21 protein-coding genes are annotated in these 23,119 nt (G+C 66.0%); 10 read left to right on the top strand and 11 right to left on the bottom strand.

The window, feature by feature from the left end; all coding sequences use genetic code 11:
* Position 1 precedes the first annotated feature (1 nt).
* Entirely contained in the window at positions 2–1,078 is a 1,077-nt protein-coding gene (locus CX676_RS07230) for a DUF1513 domain-containing protein (RefSeq protein ID WP_101752021.1), read from the top strand.
* A 10-nt stretch (positions 1,079–1,088) separates the two neighbouring features.
* Here the strand turns inward: CX676_RS07230 and CX676_RS07225 are convergent, their stop codons facing one another.
* On the bottom strand, positions 1,089–1,613 hold the full coding sequence (locus tag CX676_RS07225) for a CAP domain-containing protein (protein WP_101752020.1): 525 nt from the start codon (positions 1,611–1,613) through the stop codon (positions 1,089–1,091).
* Positions 1,614–1,751: 138 nt separating this feature from the next.
* Between CX676_RS07225 and CX676_RS07220 the strand changes: the two genes are divergently transcribed.
* The 3 genes from CX676_RS07220 to CX676_RS07210 all read left to right on the top strand — a co-directional run bounded on the left by CX676_RS07220 (position 1,752) and on the right by CX676_RS07210 (position 4,849).
* A complete protein-coding gene (locus tag CX676_RS07220; RefSeq protein ID WP_101752019.1) occupies positions 1,752–2,573 on the top strand; it encodes a TIGR00282 family metallophosphoesterase in 822 nt (273 codons plus the stop codon).
* 93 nt (positions 2,574–2,666) lie between these two features.
* The gene (locus tag CX676_RS07215) at positions 2,667–4,448 is read left to right on the top strand and encodes an SLC13 family permease (protein ID WP_101752018.1); all 1,782 of its coding nucleotides are present in this window, start codon (positions 2,667–2,669) and stop codon (positions 4,446–4,448) included.
* 164 nt (positions 4,449–4,612) lie between these two features.
* A complete protein-coding gene (locus tag CX676_RS07210; protein ID WP_232816608.1) occupies positions 4,613–4,849 on the top strand; it encodes a DUF1127 domain-containing protein in 237 nt (78 codons plus the stop codon).
* Positions 4,850–4,975: 126 nt separating this feature from the next.
* Here the strand turns inward: CX676_RS07210 and CX676_RS07205 are convergent, their stop codons facing one another.
* The 3 genes from CX676_RS07205 to CX676_RS07195 form a co-directional block, all read right to left on the bottom strand.
* Positions 4,976–5,329, bottom strand: a complete 354-nt coding sequence (locus CX676_RS07205; RefSeq protein WP_101752017.1) for a hypothetical protein — start codon at positions 5,327–5,329, stop codon at positions 4,976–4,978.
* Positions 5,329–6,186, bottom strand: coding sequence for a hypothetical protein (locus tag CX676_RS07200; RefSeq protein ID WP_101752016.1), 858 nt, complete (start codon positions 6,184–6,186; stop codon positions 5,329–5,331). Before CX676_RS07200 ends, CX676_RS07205 begins: the two co-directional genes overlap by 1 nt.
* Positions 6,187–6,423: 237 nt before the next feature.
* Positions 6,424–8,208 (bottom strand): SLC13 family permease, encoded by a 1,785-nt coding sequence (locus CX676_RS07195; protein WP_101752015.1) that lies wholly within the window; start codon positions 8,206–8,208, stop codon positions 6,424–6,426.
* Positions 8,209–8,358: 150 nt separating this feature from the next.
* Between CX676_RS07195 and CX676_RS07190 the strand changes: the two genes are divergently transcribed.
* Positions 8,359–9,102: a YebC/PmpR family DNA-binding transcriptional regulator gene (locus tag CX676_RS07190; protein WP_101752014.1), complete on the top strand. Its 744-nt coding sequence runs from the start codon at positions 8,359–8,361 to the stop codon at positions 9,100–9,102.
* 130 nt (positions 9,103–9,232) lie between these two features.
* Positions 9,233–9,694, top strand: coding sequence for a preQ(1) synthase (queF, locus tag CX676_RS07185; protein WP_101752013.1), 462 nt, complete (start codon positions 9,233–9,235; stop codon positions 9,692–9,694).
* 21 nt (positions 9,695–9,715) lie between these two features.
* On the opposite strand, the gene CX676_RS07180 is transcribed toward queF, so the two are convergent.
* On the bottom strand, positions 9,716–11,101 hold the full coding sequence (locus CX676_RS07180) for a dipeptidase (protein WP_101752012.1): 1,386 nt from the start codon (positions 11,099–11,101) through the stop codon (positions 9,716–9,718).
* A gap of 165 nt (positions 11,102–11,266) precedes the next feature.
* Between CX676_RS07180 and hemA the strand changes: the two genes are divergently transcribed.
* Positions 11,267–12,496 carry a 5-aminolevulinate synthase gene (gene hemA / locus CX676_RS07175; RefSeq protein ID WP_101752011.1) on the top strand — a complete coding sequence of 410 codons (1,230 nt, stop codon included), beginning with the start codon at positions 11,267–11,269 and terminating at the stop codon, positions 12,494–12,496.
* A gap of 159 nt (positions 12,497–12,655) precedes the next feature.
* Positions 12,656–13,897, top strand: coding sequence for a helix-turn-helix domain-containing protein (locus CX676_RS07170; protein WP_232816607.1), 1,242 nt, complete (start codon positions 12,656–12,658; stop codon positions 13,895–13,897).
* Between the two features lie 74 nt (positions 13,898–13,971).
* Here the strand turns inward: CX676_RS07170 and CX676_RS07165 are convergent, their stop codons facing one another.
* Positions 13,972–15,021 carry a dipeptidase gene (locus CX676_RS07165; RefSeq protein ID WP_101752010.1) on the bottom strand — a complete coding sequence of 350 codons (1,050 nt, stop codon included), beginning with the start codon at positions 15,019–15,021 and terminating at the stop codon, positions 13,972–13,974.
* Positions 15,022–15,191: 170 nt separating this feature from the next.
* Between CX676_RS07165 and CX676_RS07160 the strand changes: the two genes are divergently transcribed.
* Positions 15,192–15,515: an antibiotic biosynthesis monooxygenase family protein gene (locus CX676_RS07160; protein WP_101752009.1), complete on the top strand. Its 324-nt coding sequence runs from the start codon at positions 15,192–15,194 to the stop codon at positions 15,513–15,515.
* A gap of 62 nt (positions 15,516–15,577) precedes the next feature.
* Here the strand turns inward: CX676_RS07160 and CX676_RS07155 are convergent, their stop codons facing one another.
* Positions 15,578–17,833, bottom strand: coding sequence for a hypothetical protein (locus tag CX676_RS07155; protein ID WP_157935869.1), 2,256 nt, complete (start codon positions 17,831–17,833; stop codon positions 15,578–15,580).
* A 276-nt stretch (positions 17,834–18,109) separates the two neighbouring features.
* Between CX676_RS07155 and parA the strand changes: the two genes are divergently transcribed.
* On the top strand, positions 18,110–18,742 hold the full coding sequence (gene parA / locus CX676_RS07150; protein WP_101752007.1) for a ParA family partition ATPase: 633 nt from the start codon (positions 18,110–18,112) through the stop codon (positions 18,740–18,742).
* 2 nt (positions 18,743–18,744) lie between these two features.
* Here parA and CX676_RS07145 read toward each other — a convergent pair whose 3' ends face one another.
* Genes CX676_RS07145 through CX676_RS07130 form a run of 4 tightly spaced genes read right to left on the bottom strand, consistent with a single transcriptional unit; the run spans position 18,745 to position 23,087 of the window.
* Positions 18,745–19,482, bottom strand: a complete 738-nt coding sequence (locus tag CX676_RS07145; protein ID WP_101752006.1) for an ABC transporter ATP-binding protein — start codon at positions 19,480–19,482, stop codon at positions 18,745–18,747.
* Positions 19,479–20,468, bottom strand: coding sequence for a FecCD family ABC transporter permease (locus tag CX676_RS07140; protein ID WP_101752005.1), 990 nt, complete (start codon positions 20,466–20,468; stop codon positions 19,479–19,481). The genes CX676_RS07145 and CX676_RS07140 overlap by 4 nt, the downstream gene beginning before the upstream one ends.
* Positions 20,465–21,268 (bottom strand): ABC transporter substrate-binding protein, encoded by an 804-nt coding sequence (locus tag CX676_RS07135; protein WP_101752004.1) that lies wholly within the window; start codon positions 21,266–21,268, stop codon positions 20,465–20,467. The genes CX676_RS07140 and CX676_RS07135 overlap by 4 nt, the downstream gene beginning before the upstream one ends.
* On the bottom strand, positions 21,255–23,087 hold the full coding sequence (locus CX676_RS07130; protein WP_101752003.1) for a TonB-dependent receptor plug domain-containing protein: 1,833 nt from the start codon (positions 23,085–23,087) through the stop codon (positions 21,255–21,257). The genes CX676_RS07135 and CX676_RS07130 overlap by 14 nt, the downstream gene beginning before the upstream one ends.
* Between the last annotated feature and the right edge of the window lie 32 nt (positions 23,088–23,119).

The raw sequence follows: 23,119 nt of genomic DNA, 5'->3' as shown, positions 1-23,119 counted from the left end.
GATGCGGACCAACCGGCGCAGCTTCCTTGCCGCCCTTCTGGCCGCCTCGGCGGTGCCCCGGCTCAGCTGGGCCGATGCCGGCAGCCCGTCCTTCCTCGCCTGCGCGCGCGAGGCGGATGAAAGCTATGCGCTCTACGGGCTGACCGAGGGCGGCGCCGACACTTTTCGGGTGCCGCTGCCCGCGCGCGGCCATGCCGGGGCCGGTCATCCGACCCGGCCCGAGGCGGTGGTCTTTGCCCGCCGGCCCGGCGCCTATGCGCTGGTTCTCGATTGCGCCGGGGGCGAGGTCCGCCATCGCCTGACCCCGCCCGAGGGCCGGCAGTTCAACGGCCACGGAGTCTTCATCGCGGGCGGTGATCTGCTGGTCACGACCGAACAGCGGGCCGAGGATAGCGCCGGCTATCTGGGCCTCTGGTCGGTGACAGACAACTATCGCCGCATCGGCGAACGGCCCACCGGCGGCATCGGCCCGCATGAGGTGGTGCGGCTGGCGGATGACACGCTGGTCATCGGCAATGGCGGCATCGCCACCGACCCGGCGGATCGGACCAAGCTGAACATCCCGGTGATGCGGCCGAACCTCGCCTATCTCTCGCCCGAGGGTGATCTGCTGGAAACGGTCGAGCTGGCGGAAGACCTGCATTTCAACTCGATCCGGCATCTGGCCGTGGGGCCGGGCGGGGTGGTCGGCTTTGCCATGCAATGGGAGGGCGATCCCGAGGCTATCGTGCCGCTGCTCGGGCTGCATCGCCGGGGCGCGGCGCCGGTTCTGGCCAGCGCGCCCGAGGTTGAGCAGCGGGTCTTGCAGGGCTATGCCGGCAGCATCGCCTTTGACCGGACGGGGGCCGAGGTGGCGATCACCTCGCCGCGCGGCGGGCGGCTGCATCGCTTTGATGCAGCAGGGAGTTTCCTTGGCGCGGTGACGCGGGCCGATGTCTGCGGCCTGGCCGGGCTGGCACAGGGCTTCCTGATGACCGATGGCAGCGGCGGCGTGCTCATGTCCGAGGGCGAGGCGGTCAGGCCGCTGGCCCGCAGCCCGCGCAACTGGGACAATCACGTCATCGCGCTGAGCGTCTGAACGCCGGGGGCTACCAGCGGAAGGGCTGCACCTTGCCGGCGGCGGCTCTGGCTTCCTGCACCGCGCACCGCGCCGCATAGAGTCCGACCCAGTAAAGCCGCCCATCCGCCCCCTGCGCCACGCCGAAGCCCATAGATTTCGCCCGTGGGTCCTGCTGGTTCCGGGCATGGCCGGCGGAACCCTGCCACGCCTTCACCGTGCCACCCGCCGATTTCGTGCCCTGCGCGACGTTCTCGGCCGAGAAGCAGGCCCGGAAGCCTGCGCTTTTCACCCGTGCCATCGGCTTGCGGCCTTTGCTGTCGCGATGGCTGACCACCTGACGGCGGGCCAGATCGCAGGCATGGCGCTGTGCCACCTGGCTCAGCTTCGCATCGACCCGCAGCTGCGCCTGTCCGCGCGCCGCCCGCGTGGCATTGGTTTGCTGGGCCAGCGCCGAGACCGCCGGTGCCAGCCCGCTGCTGCTGCAACCGCCCTCTGACGCGAGGGCAGGGGCGGCAAGCATTGCCAATAGAAGAGATATCGCGATATGCCGCATAGACCGATCCTGAACCGTTCGTTTCAGGGTGGTTCTACCGGTAGTGGTATGAATGAAAAACTAACAACTCAAAGTATAGCAATAATCCGCCGGTCGCGATCCCTTGCCGCGCCCCGGCGCTTGGCTTAGGCAGATATCATGCGGATCCTGTTTCTCGGCGATGTGATGGGCAAGGCGGGCCGCCGCGCCATCACCGAGCGTCTGGCCCCCCTGCGGCAGCAATTGCGCGCCGATTTCGTCGTGGTGAACGGCGAGAATGCCAGTGGCGGCATGGGGCTGACCGCCGCCCATGCCAAGACGCTGCTGGAGGCCGGGGCCGATTGCCTGACCCTTGGCGACCATGCCTTTGACCAGAAAGACATGCTGGGCTTCATCGACAGCGAGCCGCGGATCATCCGGCCGCTGAACTTCGCCCGAGAAGCGCCGGGCCGGGGGGCGCGGGTATTCCAGGACCAGCGCGGGCGCAAGATCCTGGTGGCGCAGGCGTTGGGGCAGGTTTTCATGAAGCGGCCTTTTGATGATCCGTTCTCGGCCCTCGATGCGGTGCTGCGTGCCCATCCGCCGGGTGGGATGGTGCAGGCGGCGCTGATCGATTTCCATGCCGAGGCCACCAGCGAGAAGATGGCGGCCGGTCATTTCTGCGATGGCCGCGCCAGTCTGGTGGTCGGTACCCATACCCATGTGCCGACGGCGGATGCGCAGATCCTCAATCGCGGCACCGCCTATCTCAGCGATGCCGGCATGTGCGGCGACTATGACAGCATCATCGGCATGGAGAAGGCCGAGCCGCTGCGCCGTTTCCTGACCGGCATGGCCCGCGACCGCTTTACCCCCGCCAATGAAGAGGCGACGCTCTGCGGTGTCTTCGTCGAGACCGATGACCGAACCGGGCTTGCCACCTCGATCCTGCCGATCCGGCAGGGGCCGCGGCTGCAGCCCTCGCCCGGGACCGGCGCTTGATCGCTGGCCGGCAGCAGCACGGTCCTTGCAGCGCCTGCGGGAATCGGGGAAACATGCCGGCAGATCACGGCAGATCGCAGCCATGAGGGTTGAATGTTCGGATTTGAGCTGACCGGGACGGCATCGGCAATCGCCACGATTGTCATCATTGCCGGGATGCTGACCCTGTTCGTCCGCGAGGTCTATCCGCCCGAGGTGACCGCCATCCTCGGCGCGACGGTGCTCTTGTTCCTCGGCATCCTGAAGGTCGACCATATCGCCGGGGTGCTGTCCAACCCGGCGCCCTGGACCATCGCCTTCATGTTCATCATCGTCGGCGGGCTGGTCCGAACCGGGGCGCTGGACTGGATCGGCCAGAAGGCCGCGCGCCATGCGGGCGACCATCCGATGATGACGCTGGGGCTGATCTCCTGCGTGGTCTGCGCCATGTCGGCCTTCGTCAACAACACGCCGCTGGTCGTGGTGATGATGCCGATCTTCATGCAGCTGGCAAAAGAGATGCAGATGTCTCCGTCCAAGCTGCTGATCCCGCTGTCCTACCTGTCGATCCTCGGCGGCACGGTGACGATGATCGGTACCTCGACCAACCTTCTGGTCGATGGCGTGGCGCGCAGCGCCGGGCTGGAACCCTTCTCGATCTTCGAGATCACCCCGGTCGGCCTGCCGATGGCGGTGGTCGGCATCCTCTACCTGCTCTTGGTGGCACCGAAGCTGCTGCCCGAGCGCGATTCCATGTCGCAGCTGATGGGCAGTGGCCGCTCGAAGATGAAATTCTTCACCGAGGTCGCCATCCCCGAGGATTCGGCGCTGATCGGCAAGGCGCTGGACGAGGTGGATATCTTCACCCGCGACACCGCCCGGGTGATCGACGTGCTGCGCGGCGACGATTCGCTGCGCCGCGATCTGGCCGCCGTGCGGCTGGAGGCCGGCGACCGGGTGGTGCTGCGCACCCCCATGTCCGAGGTGCTGGGCCTGCAGAACAACAAGAACCTGCGGCTGGCCGACAAGCTTTCCTCGGTGCAGACTTCGACGGTCGAGGTGCTGATCACGCCGGGCTGCCACATGGTCGGGCGCTCGCTCGGATCGATGCGCCTGCGCCGCCGTTACGGCGTCTATGTGCTGGCGGCCCATCGCAAGAACCAGAATATCGGCCGCCAGCTGGACGACCTGGTGGTGCGCGTGGGCGATACGCTGCTCTTGGAAGGGGCGCCGGGCGATATCCAGCGGCTGTCGAGCGACATGGAGATGGTCGAGGTGAACGCCCCCTCGGACCGCGCCTATCGCCGCAAGAAGGCGCCGATCGTGGTGGCCGTGCTGGTCGCCGTGGTTACGCTCTCGGCCCTCAACATCGCGCCGATCCTTGTGCTCGCCTTCATCGGCGTGTGCGTGGTGCTGATCACCCGCTGCATCGATGCCGACGAGGCGCTGAGCTTTGTCGACGGCCAGCTGATGGCGCTGATCTTTGCCATGCTGGCGGTGGGGGCGGGGCTGGAAAGCTCGGGTGCGGTGGAACTGGTGGTCACGCGCATCGCGCCCTGGCTGGCCGAGGTGCCAAGCTGGGGGCTGGTGCTGGCGGTCTACCTGGTCGCCATGTTCCTGACCGAGACGGTGACGAACAATGCCGTCGCGGTGATCGTGACGCCGGTGGCGATCTCGCTGGCCGGGCAGCTGGGCGTCGATCCGCGTCCGCTGGTCGTGGCGGTCATGATGGGCGCCTCGGCCAGTTTTGCCACCCCGATCGGCTATCAGACCAACACGCTGGTCTATGGTCCCGGCGGTTATCGCTTCGCCGATTTCATCCGGGTCGGCCTGCCGCTGAACATCCTCATGGCGATCGTCGCCTCGCTGGTCATTCCGATCTTCTGGGATCTCTGACCTGGCGGGTGATACAGCGGGGCGCCTCTGACGCTACGTCAAGCATTTCCTGCCATGTCCCTGATGCAACGCAGCTTTGCGGCATCGGTCCTTGTCTCGGGCTGTCCCCTGTCCCACATGTTGCGGCGGGAGGAAGACGCAATTGAGACGACAAGGAGGCCATCATGGCTGACATCACCAGCGCCGCCCCGAAAACCGCCAATCCCGTTGCCAGCATCGCCAGCACCCTGACCGCGCCCTTCCGCGCCATCGGTCGCGGCTTGATCGCGCTGGCCGAGGCCGGCCCCCGCGCCGCCGCGCTGCGCCGCCTGAGCCAGCAGACCGACGCCCAACTGGCCGCGTGCGGCACCACCCGCGCCGACGAGGTCCGCCGCATCTTCGGTCCGGGTCTCTACCTCTGAGTTTCCTTGCATTGTGACGATTGCGCCGCGCCGGACCTGACGGGTCCGCGCGGCTTTTTGGTTAAGTAGCTGCTGCGTTCAACTCAGTCGGGAAGTTCGAAGTTCAGACGCGTCAGCGCTATCTCGTTAAACAGCGAGTCCGGCAAGCTGGATCAGGACCCCGAGCGGCAGAAAAATCAACACGCTCAGGACGTAGAGCAGAAGCGCAGCATTCTCGCTTGGCTGTCCTGTTGCGATCTGATCAAAACCGACGATCCCCAGAGTGCTGATGATGACGGCAATGATAGCAAGGACCGCCAATCGCCATCCTTTCAGCTCGGCTGCTGCGATGCCGATGGCCCCGCCGCCTATGCAGGCAACGGTGCCCACGGCTCTAACGGTCAGCTCGAGTCCGGGATGCGGTGGCAGAAGGTTCGTGCCGAACCAGCCGACCAAAGCGGCGACGCCAATCAGGCCCGCCTCTTTCACGCCAAATGCCATTACCGTGATTCCTGATTTTCGATGAGTGGCCCAAGATCGATCTTGGTGGCGGCAAGCACCTGACCCTCGGCGTTCAACATCGCTAAGGGCAGTGTCACCGGAGCCAATTCGGCCACATCGTTGAATACAAATTCAACTTCTCCGGAGAACCGGAGCGTCATGGCCCGACTGCTTTCGACGGGTTCAACAAACTGGACGCCAAAATCACCAGTGCCCGCAAAAACGTCGAGGTTTTCTTCGAAGATTGGCGCAAAATTAATTCTATCCGAAATTACGCCAGTCAGCACGTCCTCCGGAATGCCGAGGCCGGTAACACCGAGAAGGAAGCCTATATCGTTGCTGGAGGAATATAACTGCATGACAAGTACCTTATCACTCTGGAAATAGCGAATGATCGCGCGAACGAGACCGTTGATCTCACCGCCGCCGCGTCCGACCTCGGCACCGGTCTTCTGTGCGTTTCCGCTGGGGAGGTAGGCCCTGGCATCCTTCCGACCATCCGCACTCGTTATGATCGGCGCGTCTTGATCTATTGTGAACGTCGCGCTGTATTTGTTGAAACACGAGACCTGATCCTTGCCGAGTGGTTGGTCGAAAGGGATAAGGGCATCTGTTTTTTCCCAGATCAGCGATAGGTTATCGTCATGGAGGTTGCGGATGAAGTGCCAGGCACGTTGACCGTGCCCGTCGGGTGATGGATCGGCGTCAGAGGCCCATTCGAAATGCGTGGCAGTGCCTTGCGCCGTATCGCGCACGGCCCCTGGGGGCGACTGGTCGAACTGAGCAAGGTCGCATTCGGCAAAAGCAGCAACTGCCGTCAGACAGAGAAAGCCAAGCGAAAGTGAAAGGAACTTCATGGACAGATCCTCTATGCGAGTAAAAGAATCATATCAAACCCAGCTTATCACAAAAATCTTTCCTTGCATGAGATGTGATTGAATTCGGATTTTTAAGGGCGCAAGTTTAACCAAACTGCAGTCAATTCAGTTGGTGAAGATCAAAATGTGGGTTAGCCACCGCAGTTGCGACAGAGGTAAAATTCTAAACTGGTGATTTCCCTTTGTTCCCGATGATGGCTTCAGCAGTGCCGAGCCTCACCCCAGCGGCCAGACGATCAGCAGCATCGGCACCGAGACCAGCATCACGATCACCTCGAGCGGCAGGCCCATGCGCCAGTAATCGCTGAAATGGTAATCGCCCGGGCCGAGGATCAGGGTGTTGTTCTGATGTCCGATGGGCGTCAGGAAGGCGCAGGCGGCCGAGACCGCCACGCCCATCAGGAAGGCATCGGCATCCACCCCCAGCTGCTCGGCCAGCCTTATGCCGACCGGGGCGGCGACGATGGTGGTGGCGTTGTTGTTCAGCACGTCCGACAGGAACATGGTCGTCGCCATCAACAGGACCAGCGCCACCCAGGCCGGCGCGCCTTGCGTCGCCGCGACGATGCCGCTGGCGATCAGCGCGGTGCCACCGGTTGCGTCCAGCGCCACGCCAAGCGGGATCATCGAACCCAGAAGCACCACCACCGGCCAGTCGATATGGTCATAGACCTCGCTGATCGACAGAACCCCGAACAGCACATAGGCCACCAGCACGCAGCCAAGCGCGATGGGCATGGTGACAAGCCCAAGGCTGGTCAGGCCCACCGCCAGCGCGAAAAGCCCGATGGTCTGCCACATCTGCGCCTCGCGCATCACCGGGCGCGACGCCCCGTCGAGCCTGAGGCCGCCCAACGCCGCCGGCACCTCGTCCACCCGGCTTTCGGGGATCAGGAGCAGCATCAGGTCGCCCGGCTCGATGGTCTGGCGCGAGAGGCCGCGGGCGATGATCCGGCCCCTACGGCGCAGGCCCAGAAGCACCGTGTCATAGCGGTTCACCATGCCGATCGACTGCGCCGTCCGCCCGACGATCGGAGAGCCGACCGGCACGAGGCATTCGATCAGTCGCTGGTTCTCCTCGCGCCGACGGGCGCGCGGTTCGAGCCGGCCATCGGGAAAGGCGAGCTTGCGGGCCGAGCGGAAATCATCCAGCGCATCCGGGGTGCTGCGCAGCGCGAGGACATCGCCGGCCTCCAAGACGATCTGCTCCAGATCCGCCTCGACCGGGTGGCCGTGGCGGCTGACCGAGAGGATGCGGATCTCGGCCTTCTCGGCCTCCTCCTGCAGATCGCCGACGGCGCTGCCCAAGATGCTGCTGTCCTCGGTCACGACCAGTTGCGTGCGATAGTCGCGCAGCGCGGCATGGGCGGGGTCTTCCGAGGCACCACTGCCGTGGATCGGGATCAACCGCCAGCCGATCAGGGCGATGAAGGCGATGCCGGCCAGCGCGACCACGCCACCCACGGGAAGGAAATCGAACATCCGGTAGGGCTCGCCCAGCACCTCCTGCCGGAAGCCCGAGACGATCAGGTTCGGCGGCGTGCCGATCAGCGTCAGCATGCCCCCGAGGATGGTGGCAAAGGCCAGCGGCATCAGCGTCAGCCCGGCGGCCCGCCCGGCCTTGCGAGCGACCTGCATGTCGATGGGCATCAGGATCGCCAGCGCCGCGATATTGTTCATGAAGCCCGACATCAGCCCGCCGATGCCGCCCATCACCGCGATATGCAGGCTGACCGAGCGTTCGCGCGCCTCGATGATCCGCGTCAGCATCGCCTCGGCACCGGAACGCCTGAGCCCCGCCGTGACCACGAGGATCAGCGCCACCACCATCGTCGCCGGGTGTCCGAAACCGGCAAAGGCCTCGGCCGAGGGCACCACGCCCAGCAGAACCGCCGCCATCAGCCCGGCAAAGGCCACCAGGTCATGCCGCCAGCGGCCGGCGAACATCAGCACCATGACGGCGGCGAAGATCGCGAACAGGATGATCTGGTTATAAGTCATGTCCGCACCCTCGCACTCGTCACGGTTGAAGGATAGCGACGCGGGGCAATTGCGCAATCTGCCGGCGCTGCCGGTCTTGCGATCCGGGTGCAGGCTGGACTAAAAGCGCCACGATTGAACACTTCCGATGACCGCATAGGACCAGAGATCATGGCAGGCCATTCCAAATGGGCGAATATCCAGCACCGCAAGGGCCGGCAGGACGGGATCCGCGCAAAGCTGTTCTCGAAACTGTCGAAGGAGATCACCGTCGCCGCCAAGATGGGCGACCCTGATCCCGACAAGAACCCGCGCCTGCGCCTGGCGGTGAAAGAGGCCAAGTCGAACTCGGTCCCCAAGGACGTGATCGACCGGGCCATCAAGAAGGCCATCGGCGGCGATGCCGAGAACTATGACGAGATCCGTTACGAGGGTTACGGCCCGAACGGCATCGCCATCATGGTCGAGGCGATGACCGACAACCGCAACCGCACCGCCTCGAACGTGCGCAGCTATTTCACCAAGTCGGGCGGCGACATGGGCCAGACCGGCTCGGTTGCCTTCATGTTCGACCGCGTGGGCGAGATCATGTACCCGCTTTCCGTGGGCGATGCCGACACGGTGATGATGGCCGCGATCGAGGCCGGCGCCAGCGATGTCGATACCGATGACGAGGGTCACTGGATCTATTGCGCCGACACCGACCTGAACGACGTGACGGCGGCGCTGGAAGCGGCCCTGGGCGAATCGGAAACTGCGAAACTGATCTGGAAGGCGCAGGCGCCGACCGAGATCAGCGACCTGGAAACCGCGCAGAAGCTGATGAAGCTGATCGACACGCTGGAAGACGATGACGACGTGCAGACCGTCACCGGCAATTTCGACCTGTCGGAAGAGGTCGCGGCGCAGCTGTGACGGGATCGCCCGGCCGGGGGTTTTGCACCCCCGGACCCCCGTAGGATATTTGAGCCAAGATGAATGCGGCACGGGTTCTTGATCCGCGCCGATCCGGTCGCAGCCCACCCGGTCAAAACAGGAGCCTTGCATGAGCCATTACACCGACGCGCTGACCCAGCTGGGCCAGCCGACCCGCCTGCCGCAAAGCCCGGAGGAGGCGGTGCTTGAGCGGGTGCCCAATCCGCAGGCCGATACCGGCTACGTGGTGCGCTTTACCCAGCCCGAATTCACCAGCCTCTGCCCGCTAACCGGCCAGCCCGATTTCGCCCATCTGGTGATCGACTATGTGCCGGGCGACTGGCTGGTCGAGTCGAAGTCGCTGAAACTGTTCCTCGGCAGCTTCCGCAATCACGGTGCCTTCCACGAGGATTGCACTGTCTCGATCGGGCGGCGGCTGGTTGACCTCTTGTCCCCGCGCTGGCTGCGGATCGGCGGCTACTGGTATCCGCGCGGCGGGATGCCCATCGATGTCTTCTGGCAGACCGGTGCCGCGCCCGAGGGGATCTGGATCCCCGATCAGGGCGTCCCCGGCTATCGCGGACGCGGCTGAGCGCCGCGCCCGCGCCGCACGCTATTGCAGCGTCGCGAGGATGCGCGCCCAGGAGCGCGCGCCCTTGCTGAAGCTTTCGACGTTGTATTTCTCGTTCGGCGAATGGATGCGGTCATCGTCGCGGCCAAAGCCGATCAGCATCGAATCCATGCCGAGGATCTGCTGGAAATCCCCGGCAATGGGGATCGAGCCGCCGGCGCCGATATAGGCCGCCTCGCGCCCCCATTCCTCGGAAAGCGCTGCCTTCGCCGCCGCGAAGGCCGGGTCCGAGGTGTCCATGACGCTGGCCGGGCTGCCGCCATGTTCGTGGAACTCGACCCGGCAATCGGCGGGCAGGAAGCTTTCGACATGGGCGCGGAAGGCGCTGCGGACCTTGGCCGGGTCCTGCTGGCCGGTCAGGCGAAAGCTGACCTTGGCGCGGGCCTCTGCCGGCAGCACGGTCTTGAACCCCTCGCCGGCATAGCCGCCGGCTATGCCGTTGATCTCGGCGGTGGGCTGGTTCCAGACCATCTCCAGCGCGGTGCGGCCTTTCTCGCCGATAGGGTGCTTCAGCCCGACCCGGGACAGAAACTCCGCGGCGTCGAAACCGAGCGCTTGCCAGTCGCGGCTGAGCTCGTCGCTGAGTTCCTGCACCCCGTCATAGAAGCCGGGCAGGGTGACGCGGCCGTTCTCGTCCTTCAGCGCTGCCAGCGCGCGGGCAAGGACCAGGATCGGGTTGGCCGCCAGCCCGCCGAAACTGCCCGAATGCAGGTCGCGGTCGGCGGCGCGGATGATGACCTCTTCCCCGACCAGCCCGCGCAACTGCGTGGTGATCGCGGGCCGGCCATCGGCATACATGCCGGTATCGCAGATCAGCGCCAGCGAGGCCTTCAGTTCCTCGGCATTCTCGGTGAGGAAGGGGCGCAGCGAGGGCGATCCCGATTCCTCCTCGCCCTCGAACAGCAGCGTAAGGCCGGCGGGCAGGGCGCCGTGCACCGATTTCCATGCCCGGCAGGCTTCGACGAAAGTCATAAGCTGGCCCTTGTCATCGGCTGCGCCGCGACCGCGGATCACCGGACCTTCCGGCGTCTCTTCCAGCGCCGGCTCGAAGGGCGGATTGTCCCAGAGATCCAGCGGATCGACGGGCTGCACGTCGTAATGGCCATAGAACAGCACCGGCCGCGCGCCGCCCGGCTGCGAATGGGCGACCACCATCGGATGCCCGGTCGTGTCGCGCACGGAAGCTTCGAAACCAAGCGATTTCAATTCGTTGCACAGCCATTCTGCGGCGTCGCGGACATCGCCCTTGTTTGCCGGGTCGGTGGAAATCGAGGGGATGCGCAGGAAACCCAGCAGCCGTTCGATCGCCGCAGGCTGGCCTGCATCCAGTGCGGCCAGAACCTCGTCCAGCCTCGATTGATCCGCCACTCTGTGCTATCCTTTCCGAGAGATTTTATCTGTTTTCGGCATACGTCTTTCGCCGCATTGCGACAATTTGGCCCTGTCATTCTGCAGCCACTGCAGTTAACAGTACAAGACGCGCGTGATCAGACCATGATCGCACCCAGCCAGCTATGCAAGGGACACGCCGGGATGAACTACGACGCCCAACTGGATCAGGCCATCAACAAGCTGCACGAGGAAGGCCGCTATCGCACCTTCATCGATATCGAGCGCAGCAAGGGCCGGTATCCGCAGGCGGTCTGGACCCGTCCCGATGGCAGCAAGCAAGACATTACCGTCTGGTGCGGCAATGACTATCTGGGCATGGGCCAGCATCCGGTCGTCCTGACCGCCATGCACGAGGCGCTGGACGCGACCGGCGCCGGCTCGGGCGGCACCCGCAACATCTCGGGCACGACGGTCTATCACAAGCAGCTGGAAGCCGAACTGGCCGACCTGCATGGCAAGGAAGCGGCGCTTGTGTTTTCAAGTGCTTACATCGCCAATGATGCGACGCTCTCGACCCTGCCGAAGCTGTTCCCGGGCCTGATCATCTATTCCGACGCGCTGAACCATGCCTCGATGATCGAGGGGATCAAGCGCAATGGCGGCGCGCGGCGGATCTTCCGCCACAATGACCTTGAGCATCTGCGCGAGTTGCTGGCCGCCGACGACCCGGCCGCGCCCAAGCTGATCGCCTTCGAATCGATCTATTCCATGGATGGCGATTTCGCCCCGATCGGCGCGATCTGCGATCTGGCCGAGGAGTTCGGCGCGCTGACCTATCTCGACGAGGTTCATGCCGTCGGCATGTATGGCCCCCGCGGTGGCGGCGTGGCCGAGCGCGACCGGCTGAGCGCGCGCATCGACATCATCAACGGCACCCTTGGCAAGGCCTTTGGCGTCTTCGGTGGCTATATCGCCGCCTCGGCCAAGATGGTCGATGCAATCCGCTCCTATGCGCCGGGCTTCATCTTTACCACCTCGCTGCCGCCGGCGGTGGCTGCGGGGGCTGCGGCCTCGATCGCCTTCCTCAAGGGCGAGGGCGGTCAGAAGCTGCGCGATGCCCAGCAGCTTCATGCCCGCATCCTGAAGATGCGGTTGAAGGGCCTCGGGATGCCGATCATCGATCATGGCAGCCATATCGTGCCGGTCCATGTCGGCCATCCGGTGCATTGCAAGATGCTGTCCGACATGCTGCTGGCCGATTTCGGCATCTATGTTCAGCCGATCAATTTCCCGACTGTGCCGCGCGGAACCGAGCGTCTGCGCTTCACCCCTTCGCCGGTTCATGACAGCAAGCAGATCGAGCATCTCATTCGCGCCATGGATGCACTCTGGTCACGTTGTGCGTTGAATCGCGCCGAAATCGTGGCGTAAAATGCGCGAGGGGGTGTGAGGCTCTCACATCCGTGATAACCTTTCCCGACACAAAGGACGTTGCCCTCGTGATTCGCGTGGGTGACCGATAATCGCGCTGTGAGGCAGTTCGGTATGAGCGGTATTCGGGCAACTGGCCCGGAAGAAGGGGTGGCTCCGATGACGGACACCACTGGATTCTACGACGATGACACCCGCCTTGGTGACATCATGCGCGGCGAGCGTGCCACCAAGGGCAAGTCGCTGCTTGATGTGCAACGCGAGTTGCGCATTCGCGCCTCCTATGTGGCGGCGATCGAGAATTGCGACATCACCGCCTTTGACGCGCCCAGCTTCATCTCGGGCTATGTTCGGTCCTATGCGCGCTACCTGGACATGGACCCGGACTGGACCTTCCGCCGCTTCTGCGCGGAATCGGGATTCCAGCCGACCCATGGCATGTCGGCCTCGGCTGCCGGGCCCAAGCCCGCACGCCGCCCCTCGGACCCGGCCGAGGCGCTGGCCAATCCCCGCGCCCTGTTCATTCCCCAGCCCGAAAGCTTCTGGTCCTCGGTCGAACCGCGGGCGATCGGCTCGCTGGTGGTGCTGATCGCGCTGATCGCTGGTCTGGGCTATGGCGGCTGGTCGGTGCTGCAGGAAGTGCAGCGGGTCAACGTGACGCCGGGCGATGACGCGCCGACGGTGGTGTCGGACCTGGACCCGGTGCAGGCCGGCGGTCTGCCGCAACCGGAACTGGACCAGGGCGAGGGCGTCGATCTGGCCGCCAGCCTGCCGCAGCCGGAATCGCTCGACCGGGCCTATCGCCCGCAGATCCTCGAGGCGCCGGTGCTGACCGCCCGTGACGGGCCGATCTCGGCCATCGATCCGGGCCTGACGCTGCCGCCGGCACCCGCGGAAGCGGTCGTGGCGAACACCGGCACGACCGGGACGGGGACCGCGCCGGCGACGGTCGTGGCCTCGGGTGGCCAGCCGATGGATTTCGGCCCGCAACTTCCCGCCGAGCAACTGGCCGTGCGCACGGTTGCGCCCGATGCCCCCGCGCTGGAGCTTTTGGCCGCGCGTCCCGCCTGGGTGCGGGTGACGGCTTCGGATGGCACGGTGCTGCTGGAAAAGATCATGGATGCGGGTGAGCGTTTCACCCTGCCCAATCTGGAGGAGCCGCCGCAACTGCGCACCGGCAATTCCGGCGCCGTCTATTTCGCCGTCAATGGCCGCACCTATGGCCCGGCGGCGCCCGGTCCGCAGGTGGTGAAGAATGTCGAGCTGTCGGCGAACAGCGTCACCGCGAAATACGCCTTTGCCGACCTGACCGCCGATCCCGAACTGGCGCAGATGATTTCGGTGGCACAGGCGGGGCCGGTGCCGGGCGAGATCGGCCAAGAGGCGCCGCGCACCGAATAGATGGCTTTGCAGATTACAAAAAAGGCCCGGCGCGCCTGTGCGAGCCGGGCCTTATTTCTGTTGGGCCGTCAGCCTCAGCCGCCCCAGGTCCGTTCCAGCACGCCGATCCAGTTCTCGCTGGCGATCTTGCGGGTCAGGCTCTCGCCATAGCCGTGATCCAGCATGGCTTGGGTCAGGGCCGGCAGGGCGGCGGCATCGGGCAGGTCGGCGGGCATCAGCGCGCCGTCGAAATCCGACCCCAGCGCCACGCCATCCTCGCCCAGGATCGCCAGCATGTGGTCGAGATGGCGCAGGATCGGATCGAAGCCCTTGAACGGCACGCGCCGGCCATCGGCATTGAGGAAGCTGACGCCATAGTTCAGCCCCACGAGCCCGCCACTGTCTGCGATGACCCGCAACTGCCGGTCGGTCAGGTTGCGCGGCGTGGTGCAGAGCGCGTGGACGCAGCTGTGACTGGCGACCAGCGGGGCATCGGACAGCGCCGCCACGTCGTTGAACCCGGCCTCGTTCAGATGCGACAGGTCGATCATGATGCGCAGCCTGTTGCATTCGCGGATCAGGTCGCGCCCGGCGGCAGTCAGCCCCGGCCCCTGATCCGGACCGCCCGGATATTCGAAAGGCACGCCATGGCCGAAGACGGTCGGCCGCGACCAGACCGGCCCCAGCGATCGCAGCCCGGCCTGATGCCACAGATGCAGCGCATCCATGTCGCGGATCGCCTCGGCCCCCTCGATATGCAGGATGGCGGCGATGCGGCCGGCGGCGATGCTGTCGCGGATGCCCTTGGCGCTGCGGACCACGTCCAGCGTGCCGGTCCGTTCCATGCGATACAGCGCCGCCGCCTGCTCGAAGGCATGGGGCAGGGCGCTGTCATGGTCGATCTCGCCGGCCAGCGGCAGGGCATAGGGCGGGTTCTCCATCGCCGCCGCCGCTGCCGCGCCATTGGGATTGTCCCGCGCCGGGATCCAGATGGCAAAGAAGCCCCCGACCATGCCGCCCGCCTTAAGGCGCGGCAGATCCATATGGCCGCTGCCATCTCCGTTCAGCCACAGGTCATCGGCCGCAGGGCCAGCCGCCACGGCGCGCTGCAGATAGTCGTTATGACCGTCGAAGACCGGGATCATTTCAAGCTCCAAATAATTCGCTACCCTACATGCACCTTCGCGCCCGGCGGGACAATGGGCAGCTTTGCCGATGGCGGCAGCTTGCCGAACATGCCCCGTTAACCGTCTTTCCGCGCAGCGAGAATCGGCCTAACCCGAACGCCAGCCAAGCTCTGTGAAGGAGGCCAGCCATGCCCGAAATCCGCGCCGAATTCGACGGTCAGACCGTCATCTGCACCTTCGAGGTCACCCCCGGCAGTGCCGAGGATGTGCTGGAACTGCTGCAGGCTGCCTGGGACCAGGTCATCCGCCAGCAGCCCGGCTTCATCTCGGGCGCGATCCACCTGAACGACGCCCATACCCGCATCGCCACCTATTCCCAGTGGCGCGACCGCAAGGATTACCAGGCGATGCTGCGCAGCCAGGAAATGCGCCGTCGCAACCGCGACATCCATGCCATGTGCAAAAGCTTCGAGCCGGTGATGTACGAGGTGCAGGACGTGTTCCGCGCCTGACCCCGGCGCGCGAAAAAGGGCGGCGGAGTGACCCGCCGCCCGTTCCTCCCCAAGATCCCGCCTCAGCGGTTGCGGTAGTAGTCGACCACGTCGCCCTCGGTCTGCACCTCGCCCGCGATATCCAGCGCGGTGCCGATCTCGGACTGGATGGTGGCGCGGAAGCTGCCGTCACGCAGCCCTCCGCCCTGCAGGCTTTCCAGATGCGCGATGGCCTCGGGCCGTGCACTGAGACCAAGCGCGATCAGCGCGTATTCACTCAGCGTCCGGTCCTGCGCCCCGGTTTCGGGTGAAAGGCCCGTCACCGGCGCGAAGTCGCGTTCGGTCCAGACTCTCGGCTCGGTGCTGGCAATCAGGTAATCCAGCGCCGCCGGATCCTCCGAGCGGTTGGCGATGTAGCCAAGTGCCACCAGCGCCGAGACCCGGCCCTTCTCGGCCATGGCGGCGGCCCGGTCGGGCTCGATGCCTTCGGCACCGCCTTCGCCCGCCGGCCCCTGTTCGACATAGTCGATCAAGGCGGCGGTCGAGGCCGGATCGCCGATCATGCCGATCACATTGGCGATGTTCTCGTGATAGAGCACCTCGGCCGGGTCGTTCAGCATGTTGAGCAGGGTCTGGGCATCCGCCGGGCTGTAGCGCGCGGCCACATCCAGCGGCAGGCCCTCGAACCAGACCTGGCGCACGAACTCCTCGACCGGCATCAGCGCGGCCTCATTGCCCCCGCCAGCTTCGACCGTCATGTCGACCGGCACGATGAAGGCCGAGACCAGCGCCGAACCGCCATAGGAGCCGCATTCGCTGGCGTTGATGCGAAGCCGGTTCGAGCCGATCGAGGGGAACATCAGCGCGTCCGAGGTATCGGTGCGATGCGGCAGGCCGGTATTGTGGCCAAACTCATGCGCCCAGAGAATGCCCTCCTGCGTGGCGGTGAAGCGCTCGGTGATGAAGGACGCGCCCGGCGTCTGGCCGCAGCCGATGATCGAGGTGTTGAAGCCCGCCGAGCCGCAGAAATCGACCGTTGGCACCACCTTGATGTTGCCGTTCAGCCCGAAGACCTGCTGCACCTCGGCATTGGTGTTCAGGTTGCCATCGGTCTCGGCAAAGGCGCCGACCGCGCCATTGCGGGTCACGCCGACGGCGCAGGCGACATCGCCCGGCCCGTCATTGCGGGTCAGCACCGTGCCCAGATCGTTCAGGATGCTGTCGGCCTGCCCATCGGTCATGGCCAGCGTGTTGTGGCGCCGGATGGTCAGCGCGCGCACCGTGCGCGGCTGCACCTCGGACCACCAGCGATGCCACATGGCGCGATCGGTGCCACGGGCAAAGCAGTCCAGCCGGTTCGTACCCCAGCTGACGCATTCGGGCTGTTCCAGAATGGTGCCGCCAAGGCTTTCCCATCCGCCCCAGTTCTGGCCATCCCACCAGCGGTGATACATGGCGCGGTCAAGGCCGCGGGCAAAGCAGTCGATGCGGTTCGCACCCCAGTTCACGCAATCCGGGGCCTCCAGGATGGTGCCGCCCAGGTTCTCCCATCCGCCCCAGTTCCGGCCATCCCACCAGCGATGATACATCGCGCGGTCGGTGCCGCGGGCGAAACAGTCGATGCGGTTCGCGCTCCAGCTGGTGCAGTTCGGTGTTTCCAGGATGGTGCCGCCAAGGTTTTCCCATCCGCCCCAGTTCCGGCCGTCCCACCAGCGGTGATACATGGCGGCATCGGTGCCACGGGCGAAGCAGTCGATGCGGTTGGCCGCCCATGCGGTGCAGTCGGGCCGGTCCAGCAGCACGCCGCCGAGGTTCTCCCATCCACCCCAGTTCCGGCCGTCCCACCAGCGATGGTACATGGCCGCGTCGGTGCCACGGGCGAAACAGTCGATGCGATTGGCGCTCCACGTGACGCAGTCGGGCTTGTCCAGGAGCACGCCGCCAAGGTTCTCCCATCCGCCCCAGTTGCTGCCGTCCCACCAGCGGTGATACATGGCCGCGTCGGTGCCGCGGGCGAAACAGTCGATGCGGTTCGCCCCCCAGCTGACACATTCGGGCGAATCGAGGATCACGCCGCCAAGGTTCTCCCATCCGCCCCAGTTGCTGCCATCCCACCAGCGGTGATACATGGCGCGGTCGGTGCCGCGGGCGAAGCAGTCGATGCGGTTCGCCCCCCAGCTTGTGCAGCTTTGTTCTTCCAGCACGACGCCGCCGAGGGATTCCCATCCGCCCCATTCGGCGCGGGATTGTGTCGGAGCGGAGATCAGGGCGGCAAGCGCCAGCAGGGCCAGCGCGGCGAGCCGCCGCCAGCGCCCGATCAGACCAGACAAACGAAACATTTCAGCCTCTTACACAGGCGCGGCCAGTGGCGCGCGCCAAGGGTTGCTGTCGCCCGTTGGGCGGCATTTGATAATCTTATGGAATTATCCAACCGGCTGGATTTATATTTATTAATATAAATTAATGTGAAATTCAATCTGAATATAATTTGCAGGATGTTATTCAATTAAGCTAGTTAACCGTATTCTCCCCAACCCATGCTGCAGCTGCAAAATTGCCCGTGCATCCTGTGGTCGGCCACAGTAACCTGCGGAAAAGCGGAGGAAGGGACAGGCATGGCCGGACAGATCATCACCGTGGCCCAGCAGAAGGGCGGATCGGGCAAAACGACCATCGCGGTCAATCTCGCGGTGGCGCTGCGCTCGCGCGGGCATTCGGTCGCGCTGGTCGATACCGACCCGCAGGGCAGCATGGGCCGCTGGTTCATGGAGCGCAGCGAGCATTATGCCGAGGACGAGGCGCTGGATTTCTCGACCTCCTCGGCCTGGGGCGCGTCCTACGAATCCGAGAAGCTGAAGAAGCGCTTCGATTACGTCATCATCGACACGCCACCCAAGATCGACAGTGACCTGCGCCCGGCGCTGCGGGTGGCCGATCTGGTGATCGTGCCGGTCGCCTCGAGCCATGTGGACCTGTGGGCGACCGAGGGCGTGCTGGATCTGGCGCGGCGCGAGAAGGCGCCGGTGCTGATCGTGCTCAATCGCACCAAGGCCGGGACGCGGCTCGGCGCCGAGATCGCCGAGAAATGCGCGGAACTGGGCGCCGAGATCGCGGCGACGCAACTGGCCAACCGTGTGGCCTATGCCGAGACGCTGGGGCAGGGTCTGGGTGCGGCGGAAAAGCCCAAGGCCACCCCGGCGCGGGTCGAGATCGAGGCGCTGACCGACGAGATTCTCGCCAAGCGCTAGGCTCAGATCGGCAGGATGGCCGGGCCGTGCGGGGTGTCGATGCGGTGAACGCTGATGCCGAAGGCGCGGCTCAGGTTCTCCGCCGTCAGAACCTCGCCCGGCGCACCATCGGCCAGCACCTCGCCGCCCGCCAGCAGCACCAGACGGGTGCAGAACCGCGCCGCCAGCCCCAGGTCGTGGATCGAGGCGAGGATGCAGTGGCCTTCGCCCGCCAGCGCGCGGAAAAGCCGCAGGCAGGCCAGTTGCTGCGCCGGATCCAGCCCCGCCACCGGCTCATCGGCCAGAAGCAGCGGGGTTTCCTGTGCCAGCGCCCTAGCGATCAGCGCGCGGCCCTGCTCGCCCCCTGACAGCCGCGTGGCGGTGCGGGCGCGGAACGGTTCCAGCCCCATGCGGGAAATGGCCGCGTCGATGGCGGCGCGATCCTCGGCCCCGCTGGCACCGGGCCAGGGGATGCGGCCAAGCGCCACCAGGTTCTCGACGCTGATCGGCCAGGCGATCTCGCGCGATTGCGGCAGATAGGCGGCGCGGTGGGCACGGTCACGGGCCGAGAGGGCGGCCAGATTCGAACGGCCTACAAAGGGGATCAACCCCAGTGCCGCTTCCATCAGTGTCGATTTCCCGGCACCGTTCGGCCCCAGAAGGCCCACGAACTCGCCCGGCTCGACGCTGAGCGAGACCCCGCGCAGAACCGGGCGGTTGCGGCGGGTGACGGACAGGTTTTCGAGGGTCAGGAGGCTCATCCGAGGCCCCCGCGCGACCGTGTTTTCCAGATCAGGTGCAGGAACAGCGGCGCGCCGACCAGTGCGGTCAGCACGCCCAGCTTCAGGTCGCGCTCGGGCAGGATCAGCCGCACGGCAATATCGGCGGCCAGCACCATCGCCGCCCCGCCAAGCGCCGAGGCCGGCAACAGCCGCGAGGGTTGGGCGCCGACCAACGGGCGCAAGAGATGCGGCACCACCAGCCCGACGAAGCCGATGGTGCCCGCCACCGCCGTCGCCGGTCCGATCATCAGCGCCACGCCCGCAACCAGCAGCCAGCGCAGCCGTCCGGGTGCGATGCCCATGGCGGCGGCGGCGCTTTCGCCGAGGGTCAGCGCGTCGAGGCCGCGGCCAAGACGCATCAGGATCAGCCCGCCGAGGATCATCACCGGCAAAGCCAGCGCCACATGCAGCATCGAACGATCCGCCAGCGAGCCCATCAGCCAGAAGACGATCTCGTTCGCCGCATAGGGATTGGGCGAGAGGTTCAGCACCAGCTGCGTCCCCGCCCCGGCCAGCGCCGAGATGGCGATGCCGGCGAGGATCAGCGTCACCGAGCCACCGCGCGGACCGGCCAGCGCCATCAGCACCGCCACGCCCAAGGCAGCACCGGCCAGCGCCATCAGCGGCAGGCCAAGGGCGAGGCTGGCCGACAGCCCGATCTGGATGGCGATGACCGCGCCAAGCGCCGCCATGCCGCTGACCCCGATCAGCCCCGGCTCGGCCAGCGGGTTTCGCAGATAGCCTTGCAACGCCGCGCCCGAGAGACCAAGCGCCGCGCCAACGCCCACACCCAGAAGCGCGCGGGGCAGGCGGATCTCGCGCATCACGATGGGCAAGGGGCCGTCACCGCCAAGGATCAGCGCGCGGATCCCCTCGACGAAGCCGATGCCCGCCGGGCCGGTTGTCAGCGAGACGAGGAACAGCAGCGCCACCAGCGCCGCGAGGGCGAGCATCAGACGGCTCATTGCAGCGCCTCGATGGCATCGAGCACGAAAGGCGTGCCGCAGACCCAGTCGCGGTCGGTCACCTCGGCCATGCCGGGGGCCGCCTGTTGCAGCGCCGGGTGGTCCAGAATGGCCTCGGACCGCGACTGTCCGGGCCATTTCGCCCCGGTGATCAGCCGGTCGGGCTCGGACATGACCAGCAGTTCCAAGGGCAGGGCGGTGGTCGTCTCGATGCCGTAATCGCCGGCGATATTGTCGTAACCCGCCGCCTCGACAATCGCCCCGGCCAGCGTCGAACGCCCCGAGGTGAAGCCATTGGCATAATACAGCGCCGCCCGGCCATGCGTGGCGTCCTTGGCCAGCGCCGCAAGCCCCGCATCGAAATCTTCGATCAGCCGCGCGGCCTCGGCCTCGCGACCGAGCCAGTTTCCGATCTGGCTGATCTGCGCGCGGATGGCGTCGAAATCCTCGGCAGGCGGCAGCACCTCGACCCGGATCGCCAGCCGGCGCAGCATCGCCACCGCCGGCCCCGAGGCATATTGCCCGGCAATCACCAGATCGGGCCGCATCAGGTAGATCTCTTCGGCGCGGCCGTAATTCGGTGGATAGGCCGCCGCCACTTCGGCCATCGGCGACATGTTCGGGTCAGCCGCCAGATCGCTGACCGACACGAGTTGCCCCGGCGCCGCCAGCAGCATGGCGATCTGGTCGGTGCAGAGGTTCATCGACACCACCCGCCGGGGCGCCTCAGCCCCCGCGACCGCCGGCAGGGCGACGACCAGCGCCGCCGCCACACCGCGGACCAGATCAGAACTCCGCACGGATCCCCGCGAAGAGGGCGCGGCCCGAGGTGCCGTAGCCGCGCAGCACCTGGTAGTCCTGGTCGAACAGGTTCTCGACCCGCAGATAGCCGGTCGACCGGCCGGTCAGGTCATATTCGACCGAGGCATCGACCAGCGTATAGCTGGGCATTTCCGCCCCGCGATCGACCAAGCCCGAGGCATGGGTCAGCCCCAGCCCGAAGCGCGAGCGGTCCGAGATGTCGCCGTCGAGCCGCAGGTTCAGCACCCGCTCGGGCACCCGTTCCAACTGTTGGCCGTCGGGGCGCTCGGTATCGGTATAGGTGAAGTTGCCGCTGAGCCGCAGCCGGTCGTTCAGCGGCGTTTCACCCGACAGCTCGATCCCCTGACTGCGCGTGTCGCCGGGGATCTGTTCGTAGTGGAAGGTCGCATAGGAATAGTCGATCAGATCGGTCACGACCGAGTGGAAGGCGGTTGCGCGCAGGGTCGCGCCATTGGCAAAGCTGCGCTCGACGCCGATCTCGCCACCCTTGGCGGTTTCCGGCGTCAGGTCGGGCGTGCCGGCCCAGAAGCTGTAAAGCTCGTAGGGCGAGGGGGCGCGATAGCCGGTGCCCCAATTGGCGCGGAGCGTCCAGTTGTCATCTGGGCGCCAGGCCAGCGCCAGCCGGCCCGTGGCCTCGCTGCCGAATTGCGAATTGTGGTCGTGGCGCAGCGACAGGGCCAGATCCAGCCGGTCGTTGGGCGTATAGCGCGCCTCGGCAAAGGCCGAATTGGTGATGTAACCGGCATCGGTGCTGTCGCCCTGGAACTCCTCGCGGCTATGGGCCGCGCCCCAGGCCAGCACCACCTGCGGGTTCAGATCGACCGAGCCCTTGTATTCCAGCTCGGTCCGCTCGCCCTCGAAGGGATAGGTGAAGCCGTCATAGGTTTCCTGCCGCGAGGTCTCGCTGCGCTGCAGGGCCAGCCCGTGGCGGATGCCGCCGGCGTCGTAATCGGCATAGATCCGGCCACCGCGCAGGATGCCGTTGCTGGCATCGGCGCCATCTTCCAGCACCGGGAAATCGCCATCGGTCTCGGCCTCGGTCTTCTGCCAGAAGCCGGCGGCGCCGATGGTCAGGGCGTCGTTGACATCATAGCGGCCCGACAGCGTGGCGCGGGTGGCGCGGGCGCCATCGTCCTCGCGGTTGCCATCGGCCTCGTCCGCGACCGAGAAGCCATCAGTGTCGAGATGCTGAACCGTGAAGGCCAGCGCATGACGCTCGCCGGAAGTGGTGATGCTATAGGCCGCCCGCTTGGTGTTGTAGCTGCCATATTCCAGAGTCGCGCGCTGGCGGGTGCCGGGTTCGGTTGCATCCAGCGTGCTGATGGCGATGACCCCGCCGATGGCCTCGGAGCCGTAAAGCGCCGATTGCGCGCCCTTCAACACCTCGATCCGGGCGATGTCACCGGTCATCATCGCGCCGGGATCAAAGCGGATCTGGGTCGAGGAGGGGTCCGACACGTCGATCCCGTCGACCAGCACCTTCACATATTGCCCGGCAAGGCCACGGATACGCAGGGTCGACTGGGTACCGAAGCCGCCATTGGCGGTGGCCGAGATGCCGGGCAGGGTGGCCAGGTAGTCGGTCAGGCGCAGGGTGCCGTCGCGCTGAAGTTCCTCCTGCGTCACGACCTCGACCGTGGCGCCGGTGCGGCCCAGTTCGGCCTCGGTCTGATAGGCGTAGAGCGTGATCTCGGGCAGCACGTAATCGGCCGGCGGCAGCGCGGCCCCCTGCGCGGCGGCGAGGCCGGCAAGGGCGGTCAGCGCGGTCGAGGCGGCCAAAAGATGGCGGAGTTGCATCGGTTCGGTCCTTCAGGGCGCCCGGTCGTTGC

The organism is Paracoccus zhejiangensis (assembly GCF_002847445.1).
In the GTDB taxonomy this organism is placed as follows: domain Bacteria; phylum Pseudomonadota; class Alphaproteobacteria; order Rhodobacterales; family Rhodobacteraceae; genus Paracoccus; species Paracoccus zhejiangensis.
This window is presented reverse-complemented; position numbering and strand designations above follow the sequence as displayed.

What these genes read in the sequence shown, in the direction of transcription:
- CX676_RS07230 (WP_101752021.1), top strand. Translation starts at nt 2, where the DNA reads ATGCGGACCAACCGGCGCAGCTTCCTTGCCGCCCTTCTGGCCGCCTCG.
- CX676_RS07220 (WP_101752019.1), top strand. Translation starts at nt 1,752, where the DNA reads ATGCGGATCCTGTTTCTCGGCGATGTGATGGGCAAGGCGGGCCGCCGC.
- CX676_RS07145 (WP_101752006.1), bottom strand. Translation starts at nt 19,482, where the DNA reads ATGAGCCTCCTGACCCTCGAAAACCTGTCCGTCACCCGCCGCAACCGC.
- CX676_RS07210 (WP_232816608.1), top strand. Translation starts at nt 4,613, where the DNA reads ATGGCTGACATCACCAGCGCCGCCCCGAAAACCGCCAATCCCGTTGCC.
- hemA (WP_101752011.1), top strand. Translation starts at nt 11,267, where the DNA reads ATGAACTACGACGCCCAACTGGATCAGGCCATCAACAAGCTGCACGAG.
- parA (WP_101752007.1), top strand. Translation starts at nt 18,110, where the DNA reads ATGGCCGGACAGATCATCACCGTGGCCCAGCAGAAGGGCGGATCGGGC.
- CX676_RS07140 (WP_101752005.1), bottom strand. Translation starts at nt 20,468, where the DNA reads ATGAGCCGTCTGATGCTCGCCCTCGCGGCGCTGGTGGCGCTGCTGTTC.
- CX676_RS07190 (WP_101752014.1), top strand. Translation starts at nt 8,359, where the DNA reads ATGGCAGGCCATTCCAAATGGGCGAATATCCAGCACCGCAAGGGCCGG.
- CX676_RS07195 (WP_101752015.1), bottom strand. Translation starts at nt 8,208, where the DNA reads ATGACTTATAACCAGATCATCCTGTTCGCGATCTTCGCCGCCGTCATG.
- CX676_RS07225 (WP_101752020.1), bottom strand. Translation starts at nt 1,613, where the DNA reads ATGCGGCATATCGCGATATCTCTTCTATTGGCAATGCTTGCCGCCCCT.
- CX676_RS07155 (WP_157935869.1), bottom strand. Translation starts at nt 17,833, where the DNA reads ATGTTTCGTTTGTCTGGTCTGATCGGGCGCTGGCGGCGGCTCGCCGCG.
- CX676_RS07130 (WP_101752003.1), bottom strand. Translation starts at nt 23,087, where the DNA reads ATGCAACTCCGCCATCTTTTGGCCGCCTCGACCGCGCTGACCGCCCTT.
- CX676_RS07205 (WP_101752017.1), bottom strand. Translation starts at nt 5,329, where the DNA reads ATGGCATTTGGCGTGAAAGAGGCGGGCCTGATTGGCGTCGCCGCTTTG.
- CX676_RS07200 (WP_101752016.1), bottom strand. Translation starts at nt 6,186, where the DNA reads ATGAAGTTCCTTTCACTTTCGCTTGGCTTTCTCTGTCTGACGGCAGTT.
- CX676_RS07160 (WP_101752009.1), top strand. Translation starts at nt 15,192, where the DNA reads ATGCCCGAAATCCGCGCCGAATTCGACGGTCAGACCGTCATCTGCACC.
- queF (WP_101752013.1), top strand. Translation starts at nt 9,233, where the DNA reads ATGAGCCATTACACCGACGCGCTGACCCAGCTGGGCCAGCCGACCCGC.
- CX676_RS07170 (WP_232816607.1), top strand. Translation starts at nt 12,656, where the DNA reads ATGACGGACACCACTGGATTCTACGACGATGACACCCGCCTTGGTGAC.
- CX676_RS07165 (WP_101752010.1), bottom strand. Translation starts at nt 15,021, where the DNA reads ATGATCCCGGTCTTCGACGGTCATAACGACTATCTGCAGCGCGCCGTG.
- CX676_RS07215 (WP_101752018.1), top strand. Translation starts at nt 2,667, where the DNA reads ATGTTCGGATTTGAGCTGACCGGGACGGCATCGGCAATCGCCACGATT.